This is a genomic window from Serratia proteamaculans, from assembly GCF_949794035.1.
GTDB classification, from domain to species: domain Bacteria; phylum Pseudomonadota; class Gammaproteobacteria; order Enterobacterales; family Enterobacteriaceae; genus Serratia; species Serratia proteamaculans.
Window position 1 is genome coordinate 1,321,383 of sequence record NZ_OX461105.1, and the last position, 20,401, is coordinate 1,341,783.

A 20,401-nucleotide genomic window follows, 5' to 3' on the forward strand; every position below is an offset into this window, starting at 1 on the left:
CAAACACACAACACAAACTATTAGAAATTACCGAGGGAATACTATGGAACAGGCCGTTAACTTATGGCCACTGATTGGTATAGCTGCCATCGTGGTTGGATTTGTTTTACGCTTTAACCCAGTGCTGGTAGTGATTGCCGCCGGCATTATCACCGGTCTGGCGGCGCTGATGCCGCTGGACGTGATCCTGGAAAAACTGGGCGAAGGCTTCCTCAATACCCGTAACCTGCCGCTGATCCTGTTGCTGCCATTGGCGGTGATCGGCCTGCTGGAACGTCACGGTCTGAAAGAACGCGCACAGGCGTGGATCGCCAAGATCAAAAGTGCCACCGCCGGACGTTTGCTGATCGTCTATCTGTTTGTGCGTGAAATTACCGCCGCCATGGGGCTGACCAGCCTGGGCGGTCACCCGCAAATGGTGCGTCCACTGCTGGCGCCGATGGCTGAAGGGGCGGCGGAAAACCGTTACGGCGAGCTGCCGGAGCGTACGCGTCACCGTCTGCGTGCCATGTCTGCCGCTACGGATAACGTCGGCTTGTTCTTTGGTGAAGATATCTTTGTCGCCTTCGGCGCAATCATCTTCATGCACAACTTTATGCTGGAATCCGGCGGCATCCAGACCGAGCCGTTGCATATCGCCTTATGGGGCATTCCTACCGCCATCTTTGCCTTCCTGATCCATGCGTTCCGGCTTTACCGGATGGATAAACAGCTCAGCGCTGAACTGTCGCAGCTCAACCAGGCGGCGCTGCAGGCCAAAGGAGATGCCCAATGACTTTCCAACAACAATATCTCTACTGGCTGGCCGGCGTAGTACTGCTGATCGTGGCGGTGATGTCATTCCGCGATCGTGCCAACCCGCGCCGCGTCACCACTGGCCTGTTCTGGGCACTGTACGGCCTGGTGTTCCTGGTCGGCGACTGGACCTATAGCCTGTTGGGCGACGTGCTGGGTGAAGGCAGCAACGAGAAACGCATGCTGCACATCATTGTCGGCGTGGTAGTGGTGATCATGGCGTTGATCGCCGGTTTCGGCGGTGTGCGTTTGGGCAGCTATCACCAACGTACCCCGCAGCAGCGCGAAGAGAGTGCCAAACGTCTGGGCAACCGGCTGTTTATCCCGGCGCTGGCAATCCCGGTGGTGACGGTGGTGGGCGTGCTGTTGTTCAATAATATTCCGGCGCTGCAAACTGCGGTCTTCGGCAGTGGCAACCATGCCACCTTGATTACTCTGTTCTCGATGACCGCCGGTTGTTTGCTTGGCCTGGTTATCGCAGTAAAAATGACCCATGAAAAAGCGTTGCAGCCGATCCAGGAAGCGCGTCGCCTGCTGGACTCCATCGGCTGGGCGTTTATTTTGCCGCAAATCCTCGCCACGCTGGGCCTGCTGTTTACCACTGCTGGTGTCGGTACGGCAATTTCTCATCTGACCCAGGAGTATCTGGCCGTCGATAACCGCTTTATCGCAGTGGCGGTTTATGCCATCGGTATGGCGCTGTTGACCATGATTATGGGTAATGCCTTTGCTGCGTTCCCTATTGTTACCGCCGGTATCGGCATCCCGATCCTGGTGCTGCAGCACGGCGGTAACCCGGCAGTGATGGCGGCTATCGGCATGTTTTCCGGCTATTGCGGCACGCTGATGACGCCAATGGCTGCTAACTTTAATATTGTACCGGCGGCGTTGCTGGAATTGCCGGACAAGAATGCGGTGATCAAGGCACAGATCCCGACCGGGGTGCTGTTACTGTTGGTCAACGTATTCCTGCTTTATTTCCTGATGTTCCTGTAAGGAGAACGCATGCAAAAGGTATTGATCACGGGCTTTGAGCCCTTTGGCGGCGAACGCGTTAATCCTTCGTGGGAAGTGGTCAAGCAACTCAATGATATGGAGCTGGCCGGTGCGCGCATCATTGCTCGCCAGTTGCCTTGTGTGTTTGGCGAAGCGCTGGAAGCACTGAATACGGCGATTGATGAAGTGCAGCCGGTGATGGTGCTGGCTATCGGCCAGGCCGGTGGGCGTACCGATATCACCCTCGAACGGGTGGCGATCAACGTCGATGATGCACGAATTCCCGATAATCAAGGGCAACAGCCGATCGACGAACCTATTGTTGAAAGCGGACCGGCAGCCTATTTCAGCACGCTGCCGATCAAGGCGATGGTGGGCTCGATGCGTGAAGCGGGCATCCCCGCCTCGGTATCGCAAACGGCCGGCACCTATGTCTGCAACCACGTGATGTACGGTTTGTTGCACCGTTTAAGCGACCAGCAGGCAATCAAAGGCGGGTTTATTCATATCCCTTATCTGCCGGAACAGGCTGCCGCTCACCCGGGCGCGCCAAGCATGGCGGCGACCACGGTGTTGTTTGCATTGGAGCTGGCCATTTCCATTGCGCTACAGGTTGAACACGATCTGAAGGTCGTCGGCGGTGCGACGCATTAACCGCAGTTACACCCCCGGTGTGCTTTGCTGCACCGGGGTCCACTCAGGAGTTTTCATATGCCGGAAGGACCGGAAATTCGCCGGGCGGCGGATGCACTGGCGGCGGCGGTGATCGACCAGCCACTGACCGAAGTCGGTTTTGCCTTTCCCCAGCTTAAACACTACCGCGACCGGTTAATCGGTGAGCGTATTATCGCTATTGAGCCGCGCGGTAAGGCATTGCTGACCCACTTTTCCAACGGACTGACGCTGTATAGCCATAACCAATTGTATGGCGTGTGGAAGGTGGTGAAAGCGGGGGAGACGCCGGAAACCAAGCGGGACCTGCGCGTGCGACTGGAAACGGCGGAGCGGGCGATTTTGCTGTACAGCGCCTCGGAGATTACCGTCGGGCCGCGTGAAGAAATTGAACAGCACCCGTTCCTACAGCGTATCGGTCCCGACGTGCTGGATATGACGTTAACGGCGACGGCGGTAGAACAGCGGCTGTTGTCACCGGCGTTTCGTCGTCGGCAACTGGGCGGCATGTTGCTCGATCAGGCGTTTCTTGCCGGGCTGGGCAATTATCTGCGGGCTGAAATTCTCTGGCAGGCAGAGCTGGCACCCCAGCACAAGCCACAGGATCTGGAGCCTGATGTTTTGCAGCGACTGGCGGAGGCGCTGCTGGCGGTGCCTCGTTTGTCTTACCAGACGCGCGGGCAGGTGGATGAAAACCGCCACCACGGCGCGTTGTTCAGTTTTAAGGTGTTCCATCGCAGTGGTGAACCCTGTGAGCGATGCGGTGCGATGATTGAGCGTACGACGCTGTCTTCACGACCCTTTTATTGGTGCCCGGGTTGTCAGAAATAGGTTATTCAATGTTTCCCTCACCCCGCCCCTCTTCCTGGGGAGAGGGCAAAAAAAACGCCGTCCAAGGGGACGGCGTTTTGCTGCTTTATGTAGGGTAAAGCGGCGTTATTGGTTTTTCAGTTGGGACTTGAAGTCACGCTCGGCATAGCCGGTGTACAACTGACGCGGACGGGCAATCTTGATGCCTTCGTCATGCATTTCGTTCCAGTGCGCAATCCAGCCGATGGTACGGGCGATGGCAAAGATAACGGTGAACATGGAAGAAGGAATACCCATCGCCTTCAGGATGATGCCTGAGTAGAAGTCGACGTTCGGGTACAGTTTCTTCTCGATGAAATACGGGTCGTTCAGCGCGATGTGTTCCAGCTCCATCGCCACTTCCAACAGGTTGTCATCTTTCTTGTTCAGTTCTTTCAGCACTTCGTGACAGGTTTCACGCATCACGGTGGCGCGTGGGTCATAGTTCTTGTACACGCGGTGGCCGAAGCCCATCAGACGGAACGAGTCGTTCTTGTCTTTGGCGCGCTTGATGAACTCAGGGATGTGCTCAACGGTCTTGATCTCTTCCAGCATCTTCAGTGCGGCTTCGTTGGCGCCGCCGTGTGCCGGGCCCCACAGAGAAGCGATACCGGCAGCGATACAGGCAAACGGGTTAGCGCCTGAAGAGCCTGCGGTACGTACGGTAGAAGTGGAAGCATTTTGCTCGTGGTCTGCGTGCAGGATCAGGATGCGATCCATTGCGCGTTCCAGCACTGGGTTCACCACGTATTCTTCACACGGGGTGGCGAACATCATATGCAGGAAGTTACCGGCGTAGGACAGGTCGTTACGCGGATAAACGAACGGCTGACCCAGCGAATATTTGTAACACATGGCCGCCACGGTAGGCATTTTGGACAGCAGGCGGAACGCGGTGATCTCGCGGTGACGCTCGTTGTTGACGTCCAATGCATCGTGGTAGAACGCCGCCAGGGCGCCGGTCACACCGCACAGTACGGCCATTGGGTGTGAGTCACGACGGAAGCCACGGAACAGATGGGTGATCTGGTCGTGGATCATGGTGTGACGGGTCACGGTAGTTTTGAAGGTTTCAAACTCTTCTGCGGTCGGGGTCTCGCCGTACAGCAGGATATAACACACTTCCAGATAGGAAGACTCTTTCGCCAACTGTTCGATCGGGAAGCCGCGGTGCAGCAGTACGCCTTTGTCACCGTCAATGAAGGTGATTTTGGATTCGCAGGAAGCGGTAGAGGTAAAGCCGGGATCAAACGTGAAATAACCTTTGGAGCCCAGGGCGCGGACATCAAGGACATCGGGGCCCAGTGTCGGGGTCAATACGCCCAGTTCGATTGGAGCTTCACCATCATTAATGGTTAGCGTCGCTTTCTTATCAGTCATTTACAGTCTCCTTTGCGCCTTATTTTAAAAACCTCTAACAACTGAAATACCTTAATTCTCCTCAGGTTGCCCGCAAAAAATGGAGCGGACGCTAACTCTGTGAGCGACTGCGCAAATGCGCGGGTAGGGTACAGAGTGCTAACCAGGCGAACGAGGCGGGTGACCAGTTGTTAACGATTCATCGGAATTCGTTATGTTCTGTTAATCTTACCTACGACGTGTTCGGGGGTGGTTGAACCTATCCCAATAGGCTGTTTTATATGCCTTATTTGTGCTTATCTGCGGCAATATGCTGCAAATGTGACCGGCAAAAACCGCCATTGGGATAGGTTCTTTCAAATACACTGTTGCATATCTTGAACATCGGGGAAAGTGTATCTGCTGACCTATAGCGCATCATAGGGCCGTTTGTGCCCCTATATGTAATGGAATTGTTGATCTCTTGTCAAATCAGATAATTAATTTTGTGCCAATTGTGAAATCCGTGATCTAAATCACTGTTCGGGGGAAATGTTACCAAAGGGATTGTATGGGAATTGTAATCAGAATGTGATCCTCCTATACTGCCGCCAGGTCTCCGGGATACCCTGAAGTAGGAGCACCCAGCGTTATAACTACGCGCCGTTTAAGCACAGAGGATGTTGTTGTTTGAGCGCGTGACGTGTGAGGGTTTTGGCTCTTAACGCTGTCTGATCCCCGCCCAGGCCGGAGGAAGGAAAATAATAAGAGCTGTGTGGGCAAAAACGTGAAAAAACAAAGACCTGTCAACCTGGATCTGCAAACGATTCAGTTTCCCGTAACTGCGATAGCGTCCATCTTACACCGAGTCTCTGGCGTAATTACCTTCGTTGCCGTGGGTATCCTCCTCTGGCTGCTGGGCCTGTCACTCTCTTCCCAAGAGGGTTTCATGCAGGCTGCTGCCATCATGAATAGCTTCGTTGTCAAATTCATATTCTGGGGCATCCTCACTGCGCTGGCCTATCACATTTGCGGTGGCATTCGCCATTTGTTAATGGATTTTGGCTATATCGAAGAGAGTTTAGCCGCCGGTACCCGTTCTGCCCAGGTGGCGATCGGTCTGACCGTCGTGCTGTCAGTTCTGGCTGGAGTCCTCGTATGGTAAACAATGTTTCTGCATTAGGACGCAACGGCGTACACGATTGGTTGTTACTGCGTGCTTCCGCTATCGTCATCACCCTGTATGTTCTGTATATCCTGGGCTTCTTCGTCACGGCTCCGGATCTCACCTACGAAATCTGGCGTGGCTTCTTCGCCACCTCTATTACGAAAGTGTTCACGCTGCTGACGCTGCTGTCGATTCTGGCTCATGCCTGGATTGGTTTGTGGCAGGTGCTGACGGATTACGTCAAGCCGGTAGCGGTACGTCTGGTGTTGCAACTGGCGATCGTTGTCGTGTTGCTGGTCTATTTACTGTACGGAACAATCGTAGTGTGGGGTGCGTAAGATGAAACTGCCGGTCAGAGAGTTTGATGCTGTAGTTATCGGTGCAGGCGGCGCAGGTATGCGCGCGGCACTGCAAATTTCTCAAACGGGCTCTACCTGTGCCCTGTTGTCCAAAGTATTCCCGACCCGTTCCCATACCGTGTCTGCGCAGGGCGGCATTACCGTAGCCCTGGGTAATAACCACGAAGATAACTGGGAATGGCATATGTATGACACGGTGAAAGGTTCCGATTATATCGGTGACCAGGACGCCATTGAGTATATGTGTAAAACCGGCCCGGAAGCGGTTCTGGAGCTGGAGCACATGGGTCTGCCGTTCTCCCGTACCGAAGAAGGCCGCATCTATCAGCGCCCATTCGGCGGCCAGTCACTGAACTTCGGTGGCGAGCAGGCGGCACGTACCGCGGCGGCGGCTGACCGTACCGGTCACGCCCTGTTGCATACCTTGTATCAACAGAACCTGAAAAACCACACCACCATCTTCTCCGAGTGGTATGCGCTGGATCTGGTGAAAAACCAGGATGGCGCGGTGGTCGGCACCACGGCTATCTGCATCGAAACCGGTGAAGTGGTTTACTTCAAAGCCAAAGCTACCGTGCTGGCGACCGGCGGTGCAGGCCGTATTTACCAGTCCACCACCAACGCCCATATCAACACCGGTGACGGTGTCGGCATGGCGCTGCGCGCCGGCGTGCCGGTGCAGGACATGGAAATGTGGCAGTTCCACCCGACCGGTATCGCCGGTGCCGGGGTACTGGTAACTGAAGGCTGTCGTGGTGAAGGCGGTTACCTGCTGAATAAACACGGCGAGCGTTTCATGGAGCGCTATGCGCCGAACGCCAAAGACCTGGCGGGCCGTGATGTGGTTGCCCGTTCGATCATGATTGAAATCCGCGAAGGCCGCGGCTGTGACGGTCCGTGGGGCCCACACGTCAAGCTGAAGCTGGATCACCTGGGTAAAGAGGTGCTGGAATCCCGCCTGCCGGGCATTCTGGAACTGTCGCGCACCTTCGCACACGTCGATCCAGTCAAAGAACCTATCCCGGTTATCCCAACCTGCCACTACATGATGGGCGGTATTCCGACCAAAGTGACCGGCCAGGCGTTGACGGTGAACGAGAAAGGCGAAGACGTAGTGATCCCGGGGCTGTTTGCCGTAGGCGAAATTGCCTGCGTATCGGTACACGGCGCCAACCGTCTGGGCGGCAACTCGCTGCTGGACCTGGTGGTGTTTGGCCGTGCCGCCGGCATGCATCTGCACGAATCTCTGGCGGAGCAGGGCGAAAGCCGTGATGCCAGCGAATCCGATGTGGAAGCCTCGCTGGATCGTCTGAACCGCTGGAACAACACCCGTTCAGGTGAAGATCCGGTTGAAATCCGCAAGGCACTGCAAGCCTGTATGCAGCACAACTTCTCGGTATTCCGTGAAGGTGATGCGATGGCGAAAGGGCTGGAAGAGCTGAAAGAGATCCGTGAACGTCTGAAGAATGCACGTCTGGACGATACCTCCAGCGAATTCAACACCCAGCGCATCGAATGCCTGGAGTTGGATAACCTGATGGAGACCGCGTTTTCCACCGCCGTGTCGGCAAACTACCGTACCGAGAGCCGTGGCGCACACAGCCGCTTCGACTTCCCGGAACGTGATGATGCCAACTGGCTGTGTCACTCGCTGTATCAGCCGCAATCGGAAAGCATGACGCGTCGTGAAGTGAACATGCAACCGAAGCTGCGCCCGGCATTCCCGCCGAAAGTGCGTTCTTACTAATTGCGGAGATCGATTGATGAAACTCGAATTTTCAATTTATCGCTACAATCCGGATGTTGACGACGCTCCGCACATGCAGGACTACAGCCTGGAAGCGGAAGAAGGTCGCGACATGATGTTGCTGGATGCGTTGATCCAGCTGAAAGAAAAAGATCCAAGCCTGTCGTTCCGTCGTTCCTGCCGTGAAGGCGTATGTGGTTCCGATGGGATCAACATGAACGGTAAAAACGGCCTGGCCTGCATCACTCCGGTGTCGTCGCTGACCAAAGGCAACAAAAAGATTGTGATCCGTCCGTTGCCGGGCTTGCCGGTGGTGCGCGATCTGGTGGTTGATATGGGTCAGTTCTATACCCAGTATGAAAAGATCAAGCCATTCCTGCAGAACGACGGCAAGAACCCGCCGGCGCGTGAGCACCTGCAATCGCCGGAAGAGCGTGCCAAGCTGGATGGTCTGTACGAGTGCATTTTATGCGCTTGTTGTTCCACCTCTTGCCCGTCATTCTGGTGGAACCCTGACAAGTTCATCGGCCCGGCTGGCCTGTTGGCGGCGTACCGCTTCCTGATTGACAGCCGTGACACGGAAACGGAAGAACGTTTAGACGATCTGGACGACGCTTTCAGTGTTTTCCGCTGCCATAGCATTATGAATTGTGTCAGTGTATGTCCTAAGGGCTTGAATCCGACGCGTGCAATCGGTCATATCAAGTCTATGCTGCTGCAACGCGGGGCATAAGTGGAATGAGATGCTGCGCCGGGCAGTTTCCGGCGCACATCACAAAGGAGGGAACCTCTAAAAACTGACCCGCGGCTGCGGCACTAAGCAGCCTGGTTCGCCCGCCGGTTTTTAGAGGTTCCTTGTAAGGGACCGCAAGGTCCATAGCAGAACGTACCGAGCTTTTATGGCTATAAGGTACGTCGCGTTTCTACGGCAAACCGTATCCATCACGGTAATTATGTTAACCACGGCGAAAACTAAAGCTTCAAAGCTTAAGGGATCATGATGCAGAACGGCGCAATGAAGGCCTGGCTGGATTCCTCCTATCTGGCGGGCGCGAACCAGTCTTACATAGAACAGCTCTATGAAGACTTCTTAACCGATCCGGGCTCCGTTGAAGATAGCTGGCGTTCCATTTTTCAACAGCTACCAACCGCGGGTGTAAAACCCGATCAGCTTCACTCTCAAACGCGTGACTACTTCCGCCGCCTGGCGAAAGACTCTGCGCGTTACAACACCACCATCAACGATCCAGACACTGACGCCAAACAGGTCAAGGTACTGCAGCTGATTAACGCCTTCCGTTTCCGCGGACATCAGCATGCCAACCTCGATCCGCTCGGTCTGTGGCAGCGGGAGCAAGTTCCTGACCTTGAACCTGCCTACCACAACCTGACCGACGCCGACTTCCAGGAAACCTTCAACGTGGGTTCTTTCGCCATCGGCAAAGAAACCATGAAGCTGGGCGACCTGTACGCGGCGCTGAAGCAGACCTACTGCGGCTCGATCGGCGCGGAATACATGCATATCACCAATACCGAAGAGAAACGCTGGATCCAGCAGCGCATCGAATCGGTGGTGGGGCACGCCAGCTTTACCAATGACGAGAAACGCCGTTTCCTGAACGAGCTGACCGCAGCGGAAGGCCTGGAACGCTACCTTGGCGCTAAATTCCCAGGGGCGAAACGCTTCTCGCTGGAAGGCGGCGATGCGTTGGTGCCAATGCTGAAAGAGATGGTGCGCCACGCCGGTAAGAACGGCACGCGTGAAGTGGTGTTGGGCATGGCCCACCGCGGCCGTCTGAACGTGTTGATCAACGTGCTGGGTAAAAAACCTGCCGACCTGTTCGACGAGTTTGCCGGCAAGCATAAAGAACACCTTGGCACCGGTGACGTGAAATATCACCAGGGCTTCTCCTCCGACGTAGAAACCGAAGGCGGCATGGTTCACCTGGCGCTGGCGTTTAACCCGTCGCACCTGGAGATCGTCAGCCCGGTGGTTATGGGTTCTGTACGTGCCCGTCGCGATCGTCTGGACGAAGCGCGCAGCAACATGGTATTGCCAATCACCATCCACGGTGACGCCGCCATTACCGGCCAGGGCGTGGTTCAGGAAACCCTGAACATGTCGCAGGCTCGCGGTTACGAAGTGGGTGGTACGGTACGTATCGTGATCAACAACCAGGTTGGTTTCACCACCTCCAACCCGTTGGATGCGCGTTCTACCGAATACTGTACTGACATCGCCAAGATGGTGCAGTCGCCGATCTTCCACGTCAATGCTGACGATCCGGAAGCGGTGGCCTTTGTGACCCGTCTGGCGTTGGATTTCCGTAACACCTTCAAACGTGACGTGATGATCGATCTGGTCTGCTACCGTCGCCATGGGCATAACGAGGCCGATGAGCCAAGTGCAACCCAGCCGGTGATGTACCAGAAGATCAAAAAACACCCGACGCCGCGCAAGCTTTATGCTGACGTTCTGACCGAACAAAAGGTCGCCAGCCTGGAAGATGCCACGGAAATGGTCAACCTGTACCGTGATGCGCTCGACCGCGGTGAATGCGTGGTTGAAGAATGGCGTCCGATGAACCTGCATACCTTTACCTGGTCGCCGTACCTTAACCACGAGTGGGACGAAGAGTACCCAAGCAAGGTTGAGATGAAGCGCCTGCAGGAACTGGCTCGTCGCATCAGCACCGCGCCGGAAGCGATCGAAATGCAGTCACGCGTAGCGAAAATCTACGGTGACCGCGCAGAGATGGCGGCAGGCAACAAAGCGTTTGACTGGGGCGCAGCGGAAACGCTGGCTTACGCCACTCTGGTTGATGAAGGCATTCCGATTCGTCTTTCCGGTGAAGATGCCGGTCGCGGCACCTTCTTCCACCGTCATGCGGTAGTACACAACCAGAAAAACGGTTCGGTCTACGTACCCTTGGCCAATGTCCACAGCGGGCAGGGCGAGTTCAAAGTTTGGGACTCCGTGCTGTCTGAAGAAGCCGTACTGGCGTTCGAATATGGCTACGCCACCGCAGAACCTCGCACCCTGACCATCTGGGAAGCGCAGTTCGGTGACTTCGCTAACGGCGCTCAGGTGGTGATCGACCAGTTCATCAGCTCCGGCGAGCAGAAATGGGGCCGTATGTGTGGCCTGGTGATGCTGCTGCCGCACGGTTACGAAGGTCAGGGCCCAGAGCACTCCTCTGCGCGTCTGGAACGTTACCTGCAGCTGTGTGCTGAGCAGAATATGCAGGTGTGCATCCCGTCCACCCCGGCACAGGTTTACCACATGCTGCGTCGTCAGGCGCTGCGCGGTATGCGCCGTCCGTTGGTGGTGATGTCACCGAAATCTCTGCTGCGTCATCCGCTGGCGACCTCTTCGCTCGACGAACTGGCTAACGGCACCTTTATGCCGGCGATTGGCGAGATCGACGATCTGGATCCGAAAGCGGTTAAACGCGTGGTGATGTGCTCCGGTAAGGTCTATTTCGATCTGCTGGAACAACGCCGCAAGAACGACCAGAAAGACGTGGCCATCATCCGTATTGAGCAACTGTACCCGTTCCCGCATCAGGCCCTTCAGGCGGTGCTGGAGAAGTATGCTCACGTGCATGATTTCGTCTGGTGTCAGGAAGAGCCGCTGAACCAGGGTGCCTGGTACTGCAGCCAACACAACTTCCGTGAAGTGGTGCCGTTCGGGGCTTCTTTACGTTACGCCGGACGTCCAGCCTCTGCCTCACCGGCAGTCGGTTATATGTCCGTACACCAGAAGCAGCAACAGGCTCTGGTTAATGACGCGCTGAATATTGTTAAAGATTAAGGGAAAGCTAAATGAGTAGCGTAGATATTCTGGTTCCTGACCTTCCTGAATCGGTTGCCGATGCGACCGTAGCCACCTGGCACAAGAAACCAGGTGACAGCGTCCAGCGTGACGAAGTTCTGGTTGAAATCGAAACTGACAAAGTTGTGCTGGAAGTCCCGGCCAGCGAAGCAGGCATTCTTGATGCGATCCTGGAAGAAGAGGGTGCCACCGTGCTTTCTCGCCAACTCCTCGGCCGTATTCGTCCGGGCGACAGCTCCGGCAAGCCGACTCAAGAGAAAAGTCAGGCTAAAGAATCCACTCCGGCCCAGCGTGCTACCGCCAGCCTGGAAGAAGAGAGCAACGACGCACTCAGCCCGGCTATCCGCCGCCTGATTGCCGAACACGATCTCGATGCTGCCGCCATTAAAGGCAGCGGTGTGGGTGGTCGTATCACTCGCGAAGACGTGGAAGCGCACCTGGCTAACGGCAAAAAAGCCGACAAGCCTGCCGCCGCCGCCGTTGAAGCCGCACCGCAGCCCGCTCTGGGCGGTCGCAGTGAAAAACGCGTCCCTATGACCCGTCTGCGCAAGCGCGTAGCCGAGCGCCTGTTGGAAGCGAAGAACAGCACTGCGATGCTGACCACCTTCAACGAAATCAACATGCAGCCGATCATGGACCTGCGCAAGCAGTACGGTGAAGCCTTCGAAAAACGCCACGGTGTTCGTCTGGGCTTTATGTCTTTCTACATCAAAGCGGTAGTTGAAGCGCTGAAACGCTTCCCGGAAGTGAACGCGTCTATCGACGGCACCGACGTGGTGTATCACAACTACTTCGATATCAGCATTGCGGTTTCTACTCCACGTGGCCTGGTAACCCCGGTCCTGCGTGATGTAGACAGCATGGGCATGGCAGATATCGAGAAGAAAATCAAAGAGCTGGCAGTCAAAGGCCGTGACGGTAAATTGACTGTGGAAGAGCTGACCGGCGGTAACTTCACTATTACCAACGGCGGCGTATTCGGTTCACTGATGTCTACCCCGATCATCAACCCACCGCAAAGCGCCATCCTGGGCATGCACGCCATTAAAGATCGCCCAATGGCAGTGAAAGGCCAGGTTGTGATCTTGCCGATGATGTATCTGGCTCTGTCTTACGATCACCGCCTGATCGACGGTAAAGAATCCGTCAGTTACCTGGTGACGGTAAAAGATATGTTGGAAGATCCAACTCGTCTGCTGCTGGACGTATAACCCTGATGGGCGCGGTACGCCGCGCCCACACTCTGTGCTATGTGGCCGACTAAAGTCATGCGGTTTTCCGCCAAAATGGCTCGGCTAAAACCTTCAGAACTGAATGGATAGAACATCATGAATTTACACGAATATCAGGCAAAACAGCTGTTTGCTCGGTATGGCATGCCGGCACCAACCGGTTACGCCTGTACCACACCGCGTGAAGCAGAAGAAGCCGCATCCAAAATCGGCTCCGGCCCGTGGGTGGTAAAATGTCAGGTTCATGCTGGCGGTCGCGGTAAAGCTGGCGGCGTTAAAGTGGTTAACAGCAAGGAAGACATCCGTGCTTTCGCTGAAGCCTGGCTGGGCAAGCGTCTGGTGACCTACCAGACTGACGCGCTGGGCCAACCGGTTCACCAGATCCTGGTAGAAGCGGCGACCGACATTGATAAAGAACTGTATCTGGGCGCGGTAGTTGACCGTGCAAGCCGTCGCGTGGTGTTCATGGCATCCACCGAGGGTGGTGTTGAGATCGAGAAAGTTGCGGAAGAAACCCCGGAACTGATCCACAAAATGACCATCGATCCACTGGCAGGCCCACAGCCTTACCAGGGCCGTGAGCTGGCCTTCAAACTGGGTCTGACCGGCAAGCAGGTTGGCCAGTTCGCCAAGATCTTCATGGGCCTGGCGACCTTGTTCCTGGAACGTGACCTGGCAATGGTTGAGATCAACCCGCTGGTGGTGACCAAGCAGGGCGATCTGATCTGTCTGGACGGCAAACTGGGCGCTGACGGCAACGCCCTGTTCCGCCAGCCTGAGCTGCGTGAAATGCGTGACCTTTCTCAGGAAGATGAGCGTGAATCCCGTGCGGCACAGTGGGAGCTGAACTACGTTGCTCTCGACGGCAACATCGGTTGCATGGTTAACGGCGCAGGCCTGGCGATGGGTACCATGGACATCGTTAAACTGCACGGCGGCGAGCCAGCCAACTTCCTCGATGTGGGCGGTGGTGCAACCAAAGAGCGCGTGACCGAAGCCTTCAAAATCATCCTGTCTGACGACAAGGTGAAAGCGGTTCTGGTTAACATTTTCGGTGGTATCGTGCGTTGCGACCTGATCGCTGACGGTATCATTGGCGCAGTAGCCGAAGTGGGCGTTAACGTCCCGGTGGTGGTGCGTCTGGAAGGGAATAACGCCGAGCTGGGCGCCAAGAAACTGGCGGACAGCGGTCTGAATATCATTGCTGCGACCAGCCTGACTGATGCGGCTCAGCAAGTTGTTGCGGCAGTGGGGAGCAAATAATGTCCATTTTAATCGATAAGAACACCAAAGTAATTTGTCAGGGTTTCACCGGTAGCCAGGGGACTTTCCACTCCGAGCAAGCCATCGCTTACGGCACCAAAATGGTCGGTGGCGTAACGCCGGGCAAAGGCGGTACTGAGCACCTGGGCCTGCCCGTGTTCAACACCGTGCGTGAAGCGGTAGAAGCGACTGGCGCAACTGCGTCCGTCATCTACGTACCGGCACCGTTCTGCAAAGACTCCATCCTGGAAGCTATCGATGCAGGCATCAAACTGATCATCACCATCACCGAAGGCATCCCTACACTGGATATGCTGACCGTGAAAGTGAAGCTGGATGAAGCCGGCGTGCGCATGATTGGCCCGAACTGCCCAGGTGTTATCACCCCGGGCGAGTGCAAAATCGGCATCATGCCTGGCCACATTCACCTGCCGGGTAAAGTGGGTATCGTTTCCCGCTCTGGCACCCTGACCTACGAAGCGGTGAAACAAACCACCGATACTGGTCTGGGCCAGTCTACCTGTGTGGGCATCGGCGGCGACCCGATCCCAGGCTCCAACTTTATCGATATCCTGAAGCTGTTCCAGGAAGATCCGCAGACTGAAGCGATCGTGATGATCGGTGAGATCGGCGGTAGCGCGGAAGAAGAAGCCGCAGCTTACATCAAAGAACACGTGACCAAGCCAGTGGTTGGCTATATCGCGGGTGTTACCGCGCCTAAAGGCAAACGTATGGGCCATGCTGGCGCCATCATTGCCGGCGGTAAAGGCACTGCAGACGAGAAGTTTGCGGCGCTGGAAGCGGCAGGGGTTAAAACCGTACGCAGCCTGGCTGACATCGGCGAGGCAGTAAAAGCGGTTCTGAATCGCTAATTTATTACCGGCAGTAACCCTTTTAGAAGCAGGGCCAGGCAATTTGTCTGGCCCTGTTTTTTTTGCCTGCTAAATACCACTTCTTATATATATCGATATTCTGAATGAATTAACCGAGTTATTCCTGAAAAACAGGCCAAACCTATTCACGCGGAACGATATAGGGCCGTGAATATTATCAATAAACAAGGCAATTTCAGGGGGAAATAATAAAGGGAGGATTAAGGGTAAAAATGTAACACTTTGGGCCAAACTGGAACATATCCTAAATTACGCTGTAAAAAGGTGTCAATACGAGAAAGAGAATATTCCTAAAATTTATTTTTATCGTTTTAATTCAATTAATTAAATGTTTGTTAAGCACTGCTTGCCGATTTTTCAACTCATAGTTTTCTTATATCCATCAGCCTTCCTTCTTATTCATTAAATTCACGCACTGATTTTTAACCAGTGATAAGTTCTTAAAATTCATTTCCCTCCTAAATTCTTAGGTTTTTAAACCTGATTTTCTATTCTGGCTAGCGTTATTCACTTAATGCAACAGTTTGGCCCAAAATGTTGCGTTTTTACCCTGTTCTGGGGGCAGGTGCAGCCGGTGACCAAACGTAAATGGATGAACATAAATCAACGTGTGATTGGAACCTATGCGACGTCTCGCATAACCATAAAAGGAAAATTTAGATGAAAATTAAGCAGTTGGTCACTTTGATGATGGGCCTGGGATTGGCCATGGGTACAGCTTCTGTTGCACAGGCGGGCACCGTGACCTTTAAAGGTTCGATTATTGATGCGCCTTGCTCTATTACCCCGGAAACGGCGGATCAAACGGTTAATCTGGGCCAGATCTCCAATGTCGCGCTGAAAAGCCAGGGTAAGTCCACCCCGAAAAACTTCAGCATTAAACTGGAGAATTGCGATGTCACCACGTTGAAAAACGTTAAAGCCACCTTTACCGGTGCCGCCTCTGCCGGTAACGCCGATCTGCTCGGCATCACCGGCACCGCTAAAGGTGCCAGCATCGCCATTACCGATGGCTCCAGCCGGGTGATCAAACTGGGTGACGCGACCCAGGCGCAAAAAATCCAGAAGGGTAACAACACGCTGGCCTTCGCCGCCTACCTGCAGGGCGATCCGGATACTGCGGGAGCCACGTCGAGTGACCCTACCATCCCAGCGGTGATTGTCCCGGGTGAGTTCAGCTCTATCGTCGATTTCACCCTGGCTTACCAATAACCCCACGCCGCAAGCGCGGCTATCTCATATGCGGGGCTCGCCCCGCATATTTCCTGACAACGGATTGTCATGGCTTAAGGAGCTGGGAGATGGCTCGTCCTCTTTTTTATCTGATGCTACTGGCCATGTATGCCGGAGTGCCTGCCGTTCAGGCAGCACCGACCGCCTCTGCCGGTCACGGCAGCGTCAGTATGACCGGCGCGATTATCGATACCGCCTGCGCCATTGATCTCGGTAGCCGGGCACAAGTTATTGCTTTGTCCACTTTACCCATTGGCCAACTGATACGTGAAGGTCAGGGCCCGGCCCAACCTTTTACTATTCGTCTGGTGAACTGCACGCTGTCGCGCCCCGATCCCCGTTTGCCGGATTGGCAGACTTTCCAGGTGACCTTCGACGGCCTGGCGGACGGCGCAAGGTTCCGCATTGCCGGTGCCGCTCACGGCCTGGCATTGCAAATTGCCGATGGCGATGGCCGTATTGCGTTGCCAGGCGTCGCGCTACCGCTTCAGGCGGTAAAACCCGGCACCCTGGTGCTGCCTTATACCCTGCGTCTGGTCGGTAACGCTGAGCGTTTACAGCCGGGAGACTACCGCGCCGCAGTACGTTTCAAGTTGGATTACTACTGACGGGTTGCATTGACCCGAAGGGATAAATGAACGCATGAGGCGTTCAGGTTTGCGCCGGTGCAGATTGACCGGCAATGGAAAAAGGATTTTGGGTTATGGCTGGTAAGGATTCAGGTTATCGCATGACTCCCCTGTCGAAGTTGGGGGTCGCTATTGCCCTTGCGCTGGGGGCGTCGGTCTCTCTGGCGTTGGCGGCGGACGACATTGTGTTTAACACCGATGTGCTGGACGTGAAAGATCGCGCCAATATCGATCTCAGCCAGTTTGCCCGCAGTGGTTTCATCATGCCGGGCCGCTACACCCTGACGGTGCATATCAACCAGCAGGAACTGCCGGAACAGTCGGTGGTCTTTTCCGCCCCGCCGGACGATCCCAAAGGCAGCGTGGCTTGCCTGTCACCGGCATTGGTGAAGCAGCTCGGCCTGAAAGACGCGGTGCTGAGTGGGCTGCGCTGGCGTGATGACTGCCTGGATTTCAGCAGCCTGAAGGGCATGACGGTCCGCGGTGAACTGGGTACCTCGTCACTCTATCTCTCCATTCCGCAAGCCTATCTGGAGTACAGCGACGACAGTTGGGATCCCCCTTCGCGTTGGGACGAAGGCATCCCCGGGGTGCTGCTGGACTATAACTTCAATGGTCAGGTCAACCGCCAACAGAGCCGCGGCACCGATTCTACCCTGAGCGGCAACGGTACCGCCGGTGGCAACTTGGGGGCTTGGCGGCTGCGTGCCGACTGGCAGGCGCAGGCCAGCTCTTCCACGGCGAAGAATAGTCAGCACGAACAGCGGTTGGACTGGAGCCGTTATTACGCCTACCGGGCATTGCCGGCGTTGCGTGCCAAATTGACGCTGGGTGAGGACTACCTTAACTCGACGATTTTTGACAGCGTGCGCTTTACCGGCGTCAGCCTGGTGTCGGACGATGCGATGTTGCCGCCCAATCTGCGCGGCTATGCGCCAGAAGTGGTCGGGGTGGCGAAAACCAATGCCCGGGTGGTGGTCAGCCAACTGGGGCGTGTGCTGTATGAAACCCAGGTAGCTGCCGGGCCGTTCCGTATTCAGGATTTGAATGATGCGGTCAGTGGGGCGCTGGACGTGCGGGTTGAAGAACAGGACGGTTCGGTACAGCAATTTAGCCTGAATACCGCCAGCATTCCTTACCTGAGTCGCCCCGGCTCGCTGCGCTACAAGCTGGCGCTGGGGCAACCGTCCGAGGTGGAGCATCGCCGTGATGGGCCGGCGTTTGCCACCGGGGAATTTTCCTGGGGGGTCAGCAACGGTTGGTCACTGTACGGCGGCGGTATTGGTGGGCGTGAGTATAACGCGCTGTCGCTGGGCATGGGGCGTGACCTGATGGCCTTTGGCGCACTGTCGTTCGACATTACCGGCTCGCGGGCCGTATTGTCGCAACAGCAGGGCGGCACTCTGAGCGGCAGTTCATATCGCCTGAGCTACGCCAAAAACTTTGAAGAATACGACAGCCAGGTGACCTTCGCCGCCTACCGCTTCTCGGAACGCGATTACATGACAATGGCGGATTATCTGGTCAGCCGTTTGTACGGCGCCCGTCAATACGGCAGCAAAGAGATGTACACCGTGGTGTTCAACAAACAGTTCCGCGAGTTGGGGCTGAGCGCCTACCTGAACTACAACCACCAAAGCTATTGGGAGCGCCCGGCCAACGATCGTTACAGCCTGGCGTTGTCGCGTTATTTCGACGTCGGCCAGATTAAAAACGTCAGCCTGTCGCTGTCGGCCTACCGCAATCAGTACAACCAGACCACTGACAACGGCCTGTCGCTGTCACTGTCATTGCCGTGGGGGGAGCGTGGGACCGTCAGTTATAACGCCGCGGTTAACCGTGACAACAACAGCCAGGATCTGGGTTATTACGATCGGCTCGATGATCACAACAGTTACCAGATGCGTCTGGGCGCGGCACGGCGCGGCGCCACCGCCAGCGGCTACTTTACCCATACCGGCGATAACGCCGAATTGAGCAGCAATATCAGCTACCAGGCCGATCGCTATACCTCGCTGGGTATGACGGCGCGCGGGGGCATGACCGCCACGCTGCAGGGGGCGGCGCTGCACCGGATGAACATGCCCGGCGGCACCCGTCTGATGCTCGACACCCAGGGCGTGCCAGATGTGCCGGTCCGCGGCCAGGGGCCGACCACCCGTACCAATGCCTGGGGCAAGGCGGTGGTGCCGGACGTGAACAGTTACTACCGCAACCGCGCCAGTATCGATTTGCAGCAACTGGGCGACAACGTGGAGGCGTCCCGCTCGGTGGCACAGGCCACCCTGACCGAAGGGGCCATCGGCTATCGGCGCTTTGAGGTGGTGGCCGGTGAAAAAGCCATGGCGGTGGTGCGCCTGGCGGACGGCTCGACGCCGCCGTTTGGCGCGACCGTGCTCAATGCCCGCAAGCAGGACACCGGCATCATCAGCGATGACGGCAGCGTCTATCTCAGCGGTATTCAACACGGTGACACCATGACCGTGCATTGGGACGGCGCGGCCCGCTGTGAAATTACGCTGCCGGAGCAACTGCCGGCGCTGGGCGAGTCGGCGCTGCTGTTGCCCTGCCGGGCGCTGAGCGTTGCCGACATTTCATCTTCTTCTTCATCCTAACCATGAGTGAGCTATGAACAAACACGTTAAACACAGGGCTTTTATGGTCGCCACGCTGCTGGGGGCTTTGGTCAGCAGCCAGGCCGGCGCCGCCATTTCACTGGACCGCACCCGGGTGATCGTTAACGCCGGCGACAAATCGGTCAGCCTGAACGTTAAAAACCAAAACACCCAGTTGCCCTATCTGGCGCAGGGGTGGATCGAAGATGCGCAGGGCAACAAGATCAGCAGCCCGCTGGCGGTGCTGCCGCCGGTACAGCGGGTAGAGCCGGGCAAAGAGAGCCAGGTCAAGGTGCAGGTGCTGCCCGCCGCTCAGCTGTTGGCGCAGGATCGCGAGACGCTGTACTACTTCAATCTGCGCGAGATCCCACCGCGCAGCAACAAACCCAACACGCTGCAAATCGCACTGCAAACGCGCATCAAGCTGTTTTACCGCCCGCAGGCGATAGTGGCGGACAAGGCGGCGTTGGCTAATCCGTGGCAGGAAAAGCTGACCTTGACCCGCCAGGGGGATCGCTATCAGGTCAATAACCCGACGCCTTATTACATCACGCTGGTGGATGCCGGCAGCAGCGTAAAAGGCAGCGGCGTGGCCGGGTTTGAGCCACTGATGGTGCCGCCGAAGGGGCAGGCGACGCTGACCGTCAGCGCCGGCGCGTTGGGGGCCAGCCCGGTGCTGACCTATATCAATGATTACGGTGGCCGACCGCAGTTGGTATTCCGCTGTAACGGCAGTGCGTGCCAGGTGGCCTCGTCCCACTCAGGCGTCTAAAACAG

Annotated in this window: 17 protein-coding genes; 16 read left to right on the top strand and 1 reads right to left on the bottom strand. The window is 56.1% G+C overall.

The window, feature by feature from the left end; all coding sequences use genetic code 11:
- The first annotated feature begins 43 nt into the window (after positions 1–43).
- The 4 genes from QOT07_RS06155 to nei are packed head-to-tail and all read left to right on the top strand — an operon-like array spanning position 44 to position 3,294.
- Positions 44–775, top strand: a complete 732-nt coding sequence (locus tag QOT07_RS06155) for a DUF969 domain-containing protein (protein ID WP_099065129.1) — start codon at positions 44–46, stop codon at positions 773–775.
- Positions 772–1,791 carry a DUF979 domain-containing protein gene (locus tag QOT07_RS06160; protein WP_099065130.1) on the top strand — a complete coding sequence of 340 codons (1,020 nt, stop codon included), beginning with the start codon at positions 772–774 and terminating at the stop codon, positions 1,789–1,791. Before QOT07_RS06155 ends, QOT07_RS06160 begins: the two co-directional genes overlap by 4 nt.
- 9 nt (positions 1,792–1,800) lie before the next feature.
- On the top strand, positions 1,801–2,445 hold the full coding sequence (gene pcp / locus QOT07_RS06165) for a pyroglutamyl-peptidase I (protein WP_099065131.1): 645 nt from the start codon (positions 1,801–1,803) through the stop codon (positions 2,443–2,445).
- A 57-nt stretch (positions 2,446–2,502) separates the two neighbouring features.
- On the top strand, positions 2,503–3,294 hold the full coding sequence (nei, locus tag QOT07_RS06170) for an endonuclease VIII (protein ID WP_207976092.1): 792 nt from the start codon (positions 2,503–2,505) through the stop codon (positions 3,292–3,294).
- Between the two features lie 105 nt (positions 3,295–3,399).
- On the opposite strand, the gene QOT07_RS06175 is transcribed toward nei, so the two are convergent.
- Positions 3,400–4,692, bottom strand: a complete 1,293-nt coding sequence (locus QOT07_RS06175; RefSeq protein ID WP_085115611.1) for a citrate synthase — start codon at positions 4,690–4,692, stop codon at positions 3,400–3,402.
- A gap of 733 nt (positions 4,693–5,425) precedes the next feature.
- Between QOT07_RS06175 and sdhC the strand changes: the two genes are divergently transcribed.
- From sdhC to QOT07_RS06235, 12 genes are all read left to right on the top strand, one after another.
- A complete protein-coding gene (gene sdhC / locus QOT07_RS06180; protein ID WP_004949747.1) occupies positions 5,426–5,815 on the top strand; it encodes a succinate dehydrogenase cytochrome b556 subunit in 390 nt (129 codons plus the stop codon).
- A complete protein-coding gene (gene sdhD, locus QOT07_RS06185; protein WP_012005699.1) occupies positions 5,809–6,156 on the top strand; it encodes a succinate dehydrogenase membrane anchor subunit in 348 nt (115 codons plus the stop codon). The genes sdhC and sdhD overlap by 7 nt, the downstream gene beginning before the upstream one ends.
- 1 nt (position 6,157) lies before the next feature.
- On the top strand, positions 6,158–7,924 hold the full coding sequence (gene sdhA / locus QOT07_RS06190; protein ID WP_085115612.1) for a succinate dehydrogenase flavoprotein subunit: 1,767 nt from the start codon (positions 6,158–6,160) through the stop codon (positions 7,922–7,924).
- A 16-nt stretch (positions 7,925–7,940) separates the two neighbouring features.
- Positions 7,941–8,657, top strand: a complete 717-nt coding sequence (locus tag QOT07_RS06195) for a succinate dehydrogenase iron-sulfur subunit (protein WP_012005701.1) — start codon at positions 7,941–7,943, stop codon at positions 8,655–8,657.
- A 267-nt stretch (positions 8,658–8,924) separates the two neighbouring features.
- Positions 8,925–11,738, top strand: coding sequence for a 2-oxoglutarate dehydrogenase E1 component (gene sucA / locus QOT07_RS06200; RefSeq protein WP_085115613.1), 2,814 nt, complete (start codon positions 8,925–8,927; stop codon positions 11,736–11,738).
- Positions 11,739–11,749: 11 nt separating this feature from the next.
- A complete protein-coding gene (odhB, locus tag QOT07_RS06205; RefSeq protein ID WP_176979056.1) occupies positions 11,750–12,970 on the top strand; it encodes a 2-oxoglutarate dehydrogenase complex dihydrolipoyllysine-residue succinyltransferase in 1,221 nt (406 codons plus the stop codon).
- Between the two features lie 117 nt (positions 12,971–13,087).
- Positions 13,088–14,254, top strand: coding sequence for an ADP-forming succinate--CoA ligase subunit beta (gene sucC, locus QOT07_RS06210; protein WP_012005704.1), 1,167 nt, complete (start codon positions 13,088–13,090; stop codon positions 14,252–14,254).
- Positions 14,254–15,126, top strand: coding sequence for a succinate--CoA ligase subunit alpha (sucD, locus tag QOT07_RS06215; RefSeq protein WP_012005705.1), 873 nt, complete (start codon positions 14,254–14,256; stop codon positions 15,124–15,126). Before sucC ends, sucD begins: the two co-directional genes overlap by 1 nt.
- Before the next feature lie 681 nt (positions 15,127–15,807).
- The gene (locus QOT07_RS06220; RefSeq protein WP_219015609.1) at positions 15,808–16,359 is read left to right on the top strand and encodes a fimbrial protein; all 552 of its coding nucleotides are present in this window, start codon (positions 15,808–15,810) and stop codon (positions 16,357–16,359) included.
- Positions 16,360–16,448: 89 nt separating this feature from the next.
- On the top strand, positions 16,449–16,988 hold the full coding sequence (locus QOT07_RS06225) for a fimbrial protein (protein ID WP_283602726.1): 540 nt from the start codon (positions 16,449–16,451) through the stop codon (positions 16,986–16,988).
- Between the two features lie 95 nt (positions 16,989–17,083).
- Entirely contained in the window at positions 17,084–19,624 is a 2,541-nt protein-coding gene (locus QOT07_RS06230) for an outer membrane usher protein (protein WP_283602727.1), read from the top strand.
- Between the two features lie 13 nt (positions 19,625–19,637).
- Positions 19,638–20,396 (top strand): fimbria/pilus periplasmic chaperone, encoded by a 759-nt coding sequence (locus tag QOT07_RS06235; RefSeq protein ID WP_283602728.1) that lies wholly within the window; start codon positions 19,638–19,640, stop codon positions 20,394–20,396.
- The last annotated feature ends 5 nt before the right edge of the window (positions 20,397–20,401 follow it).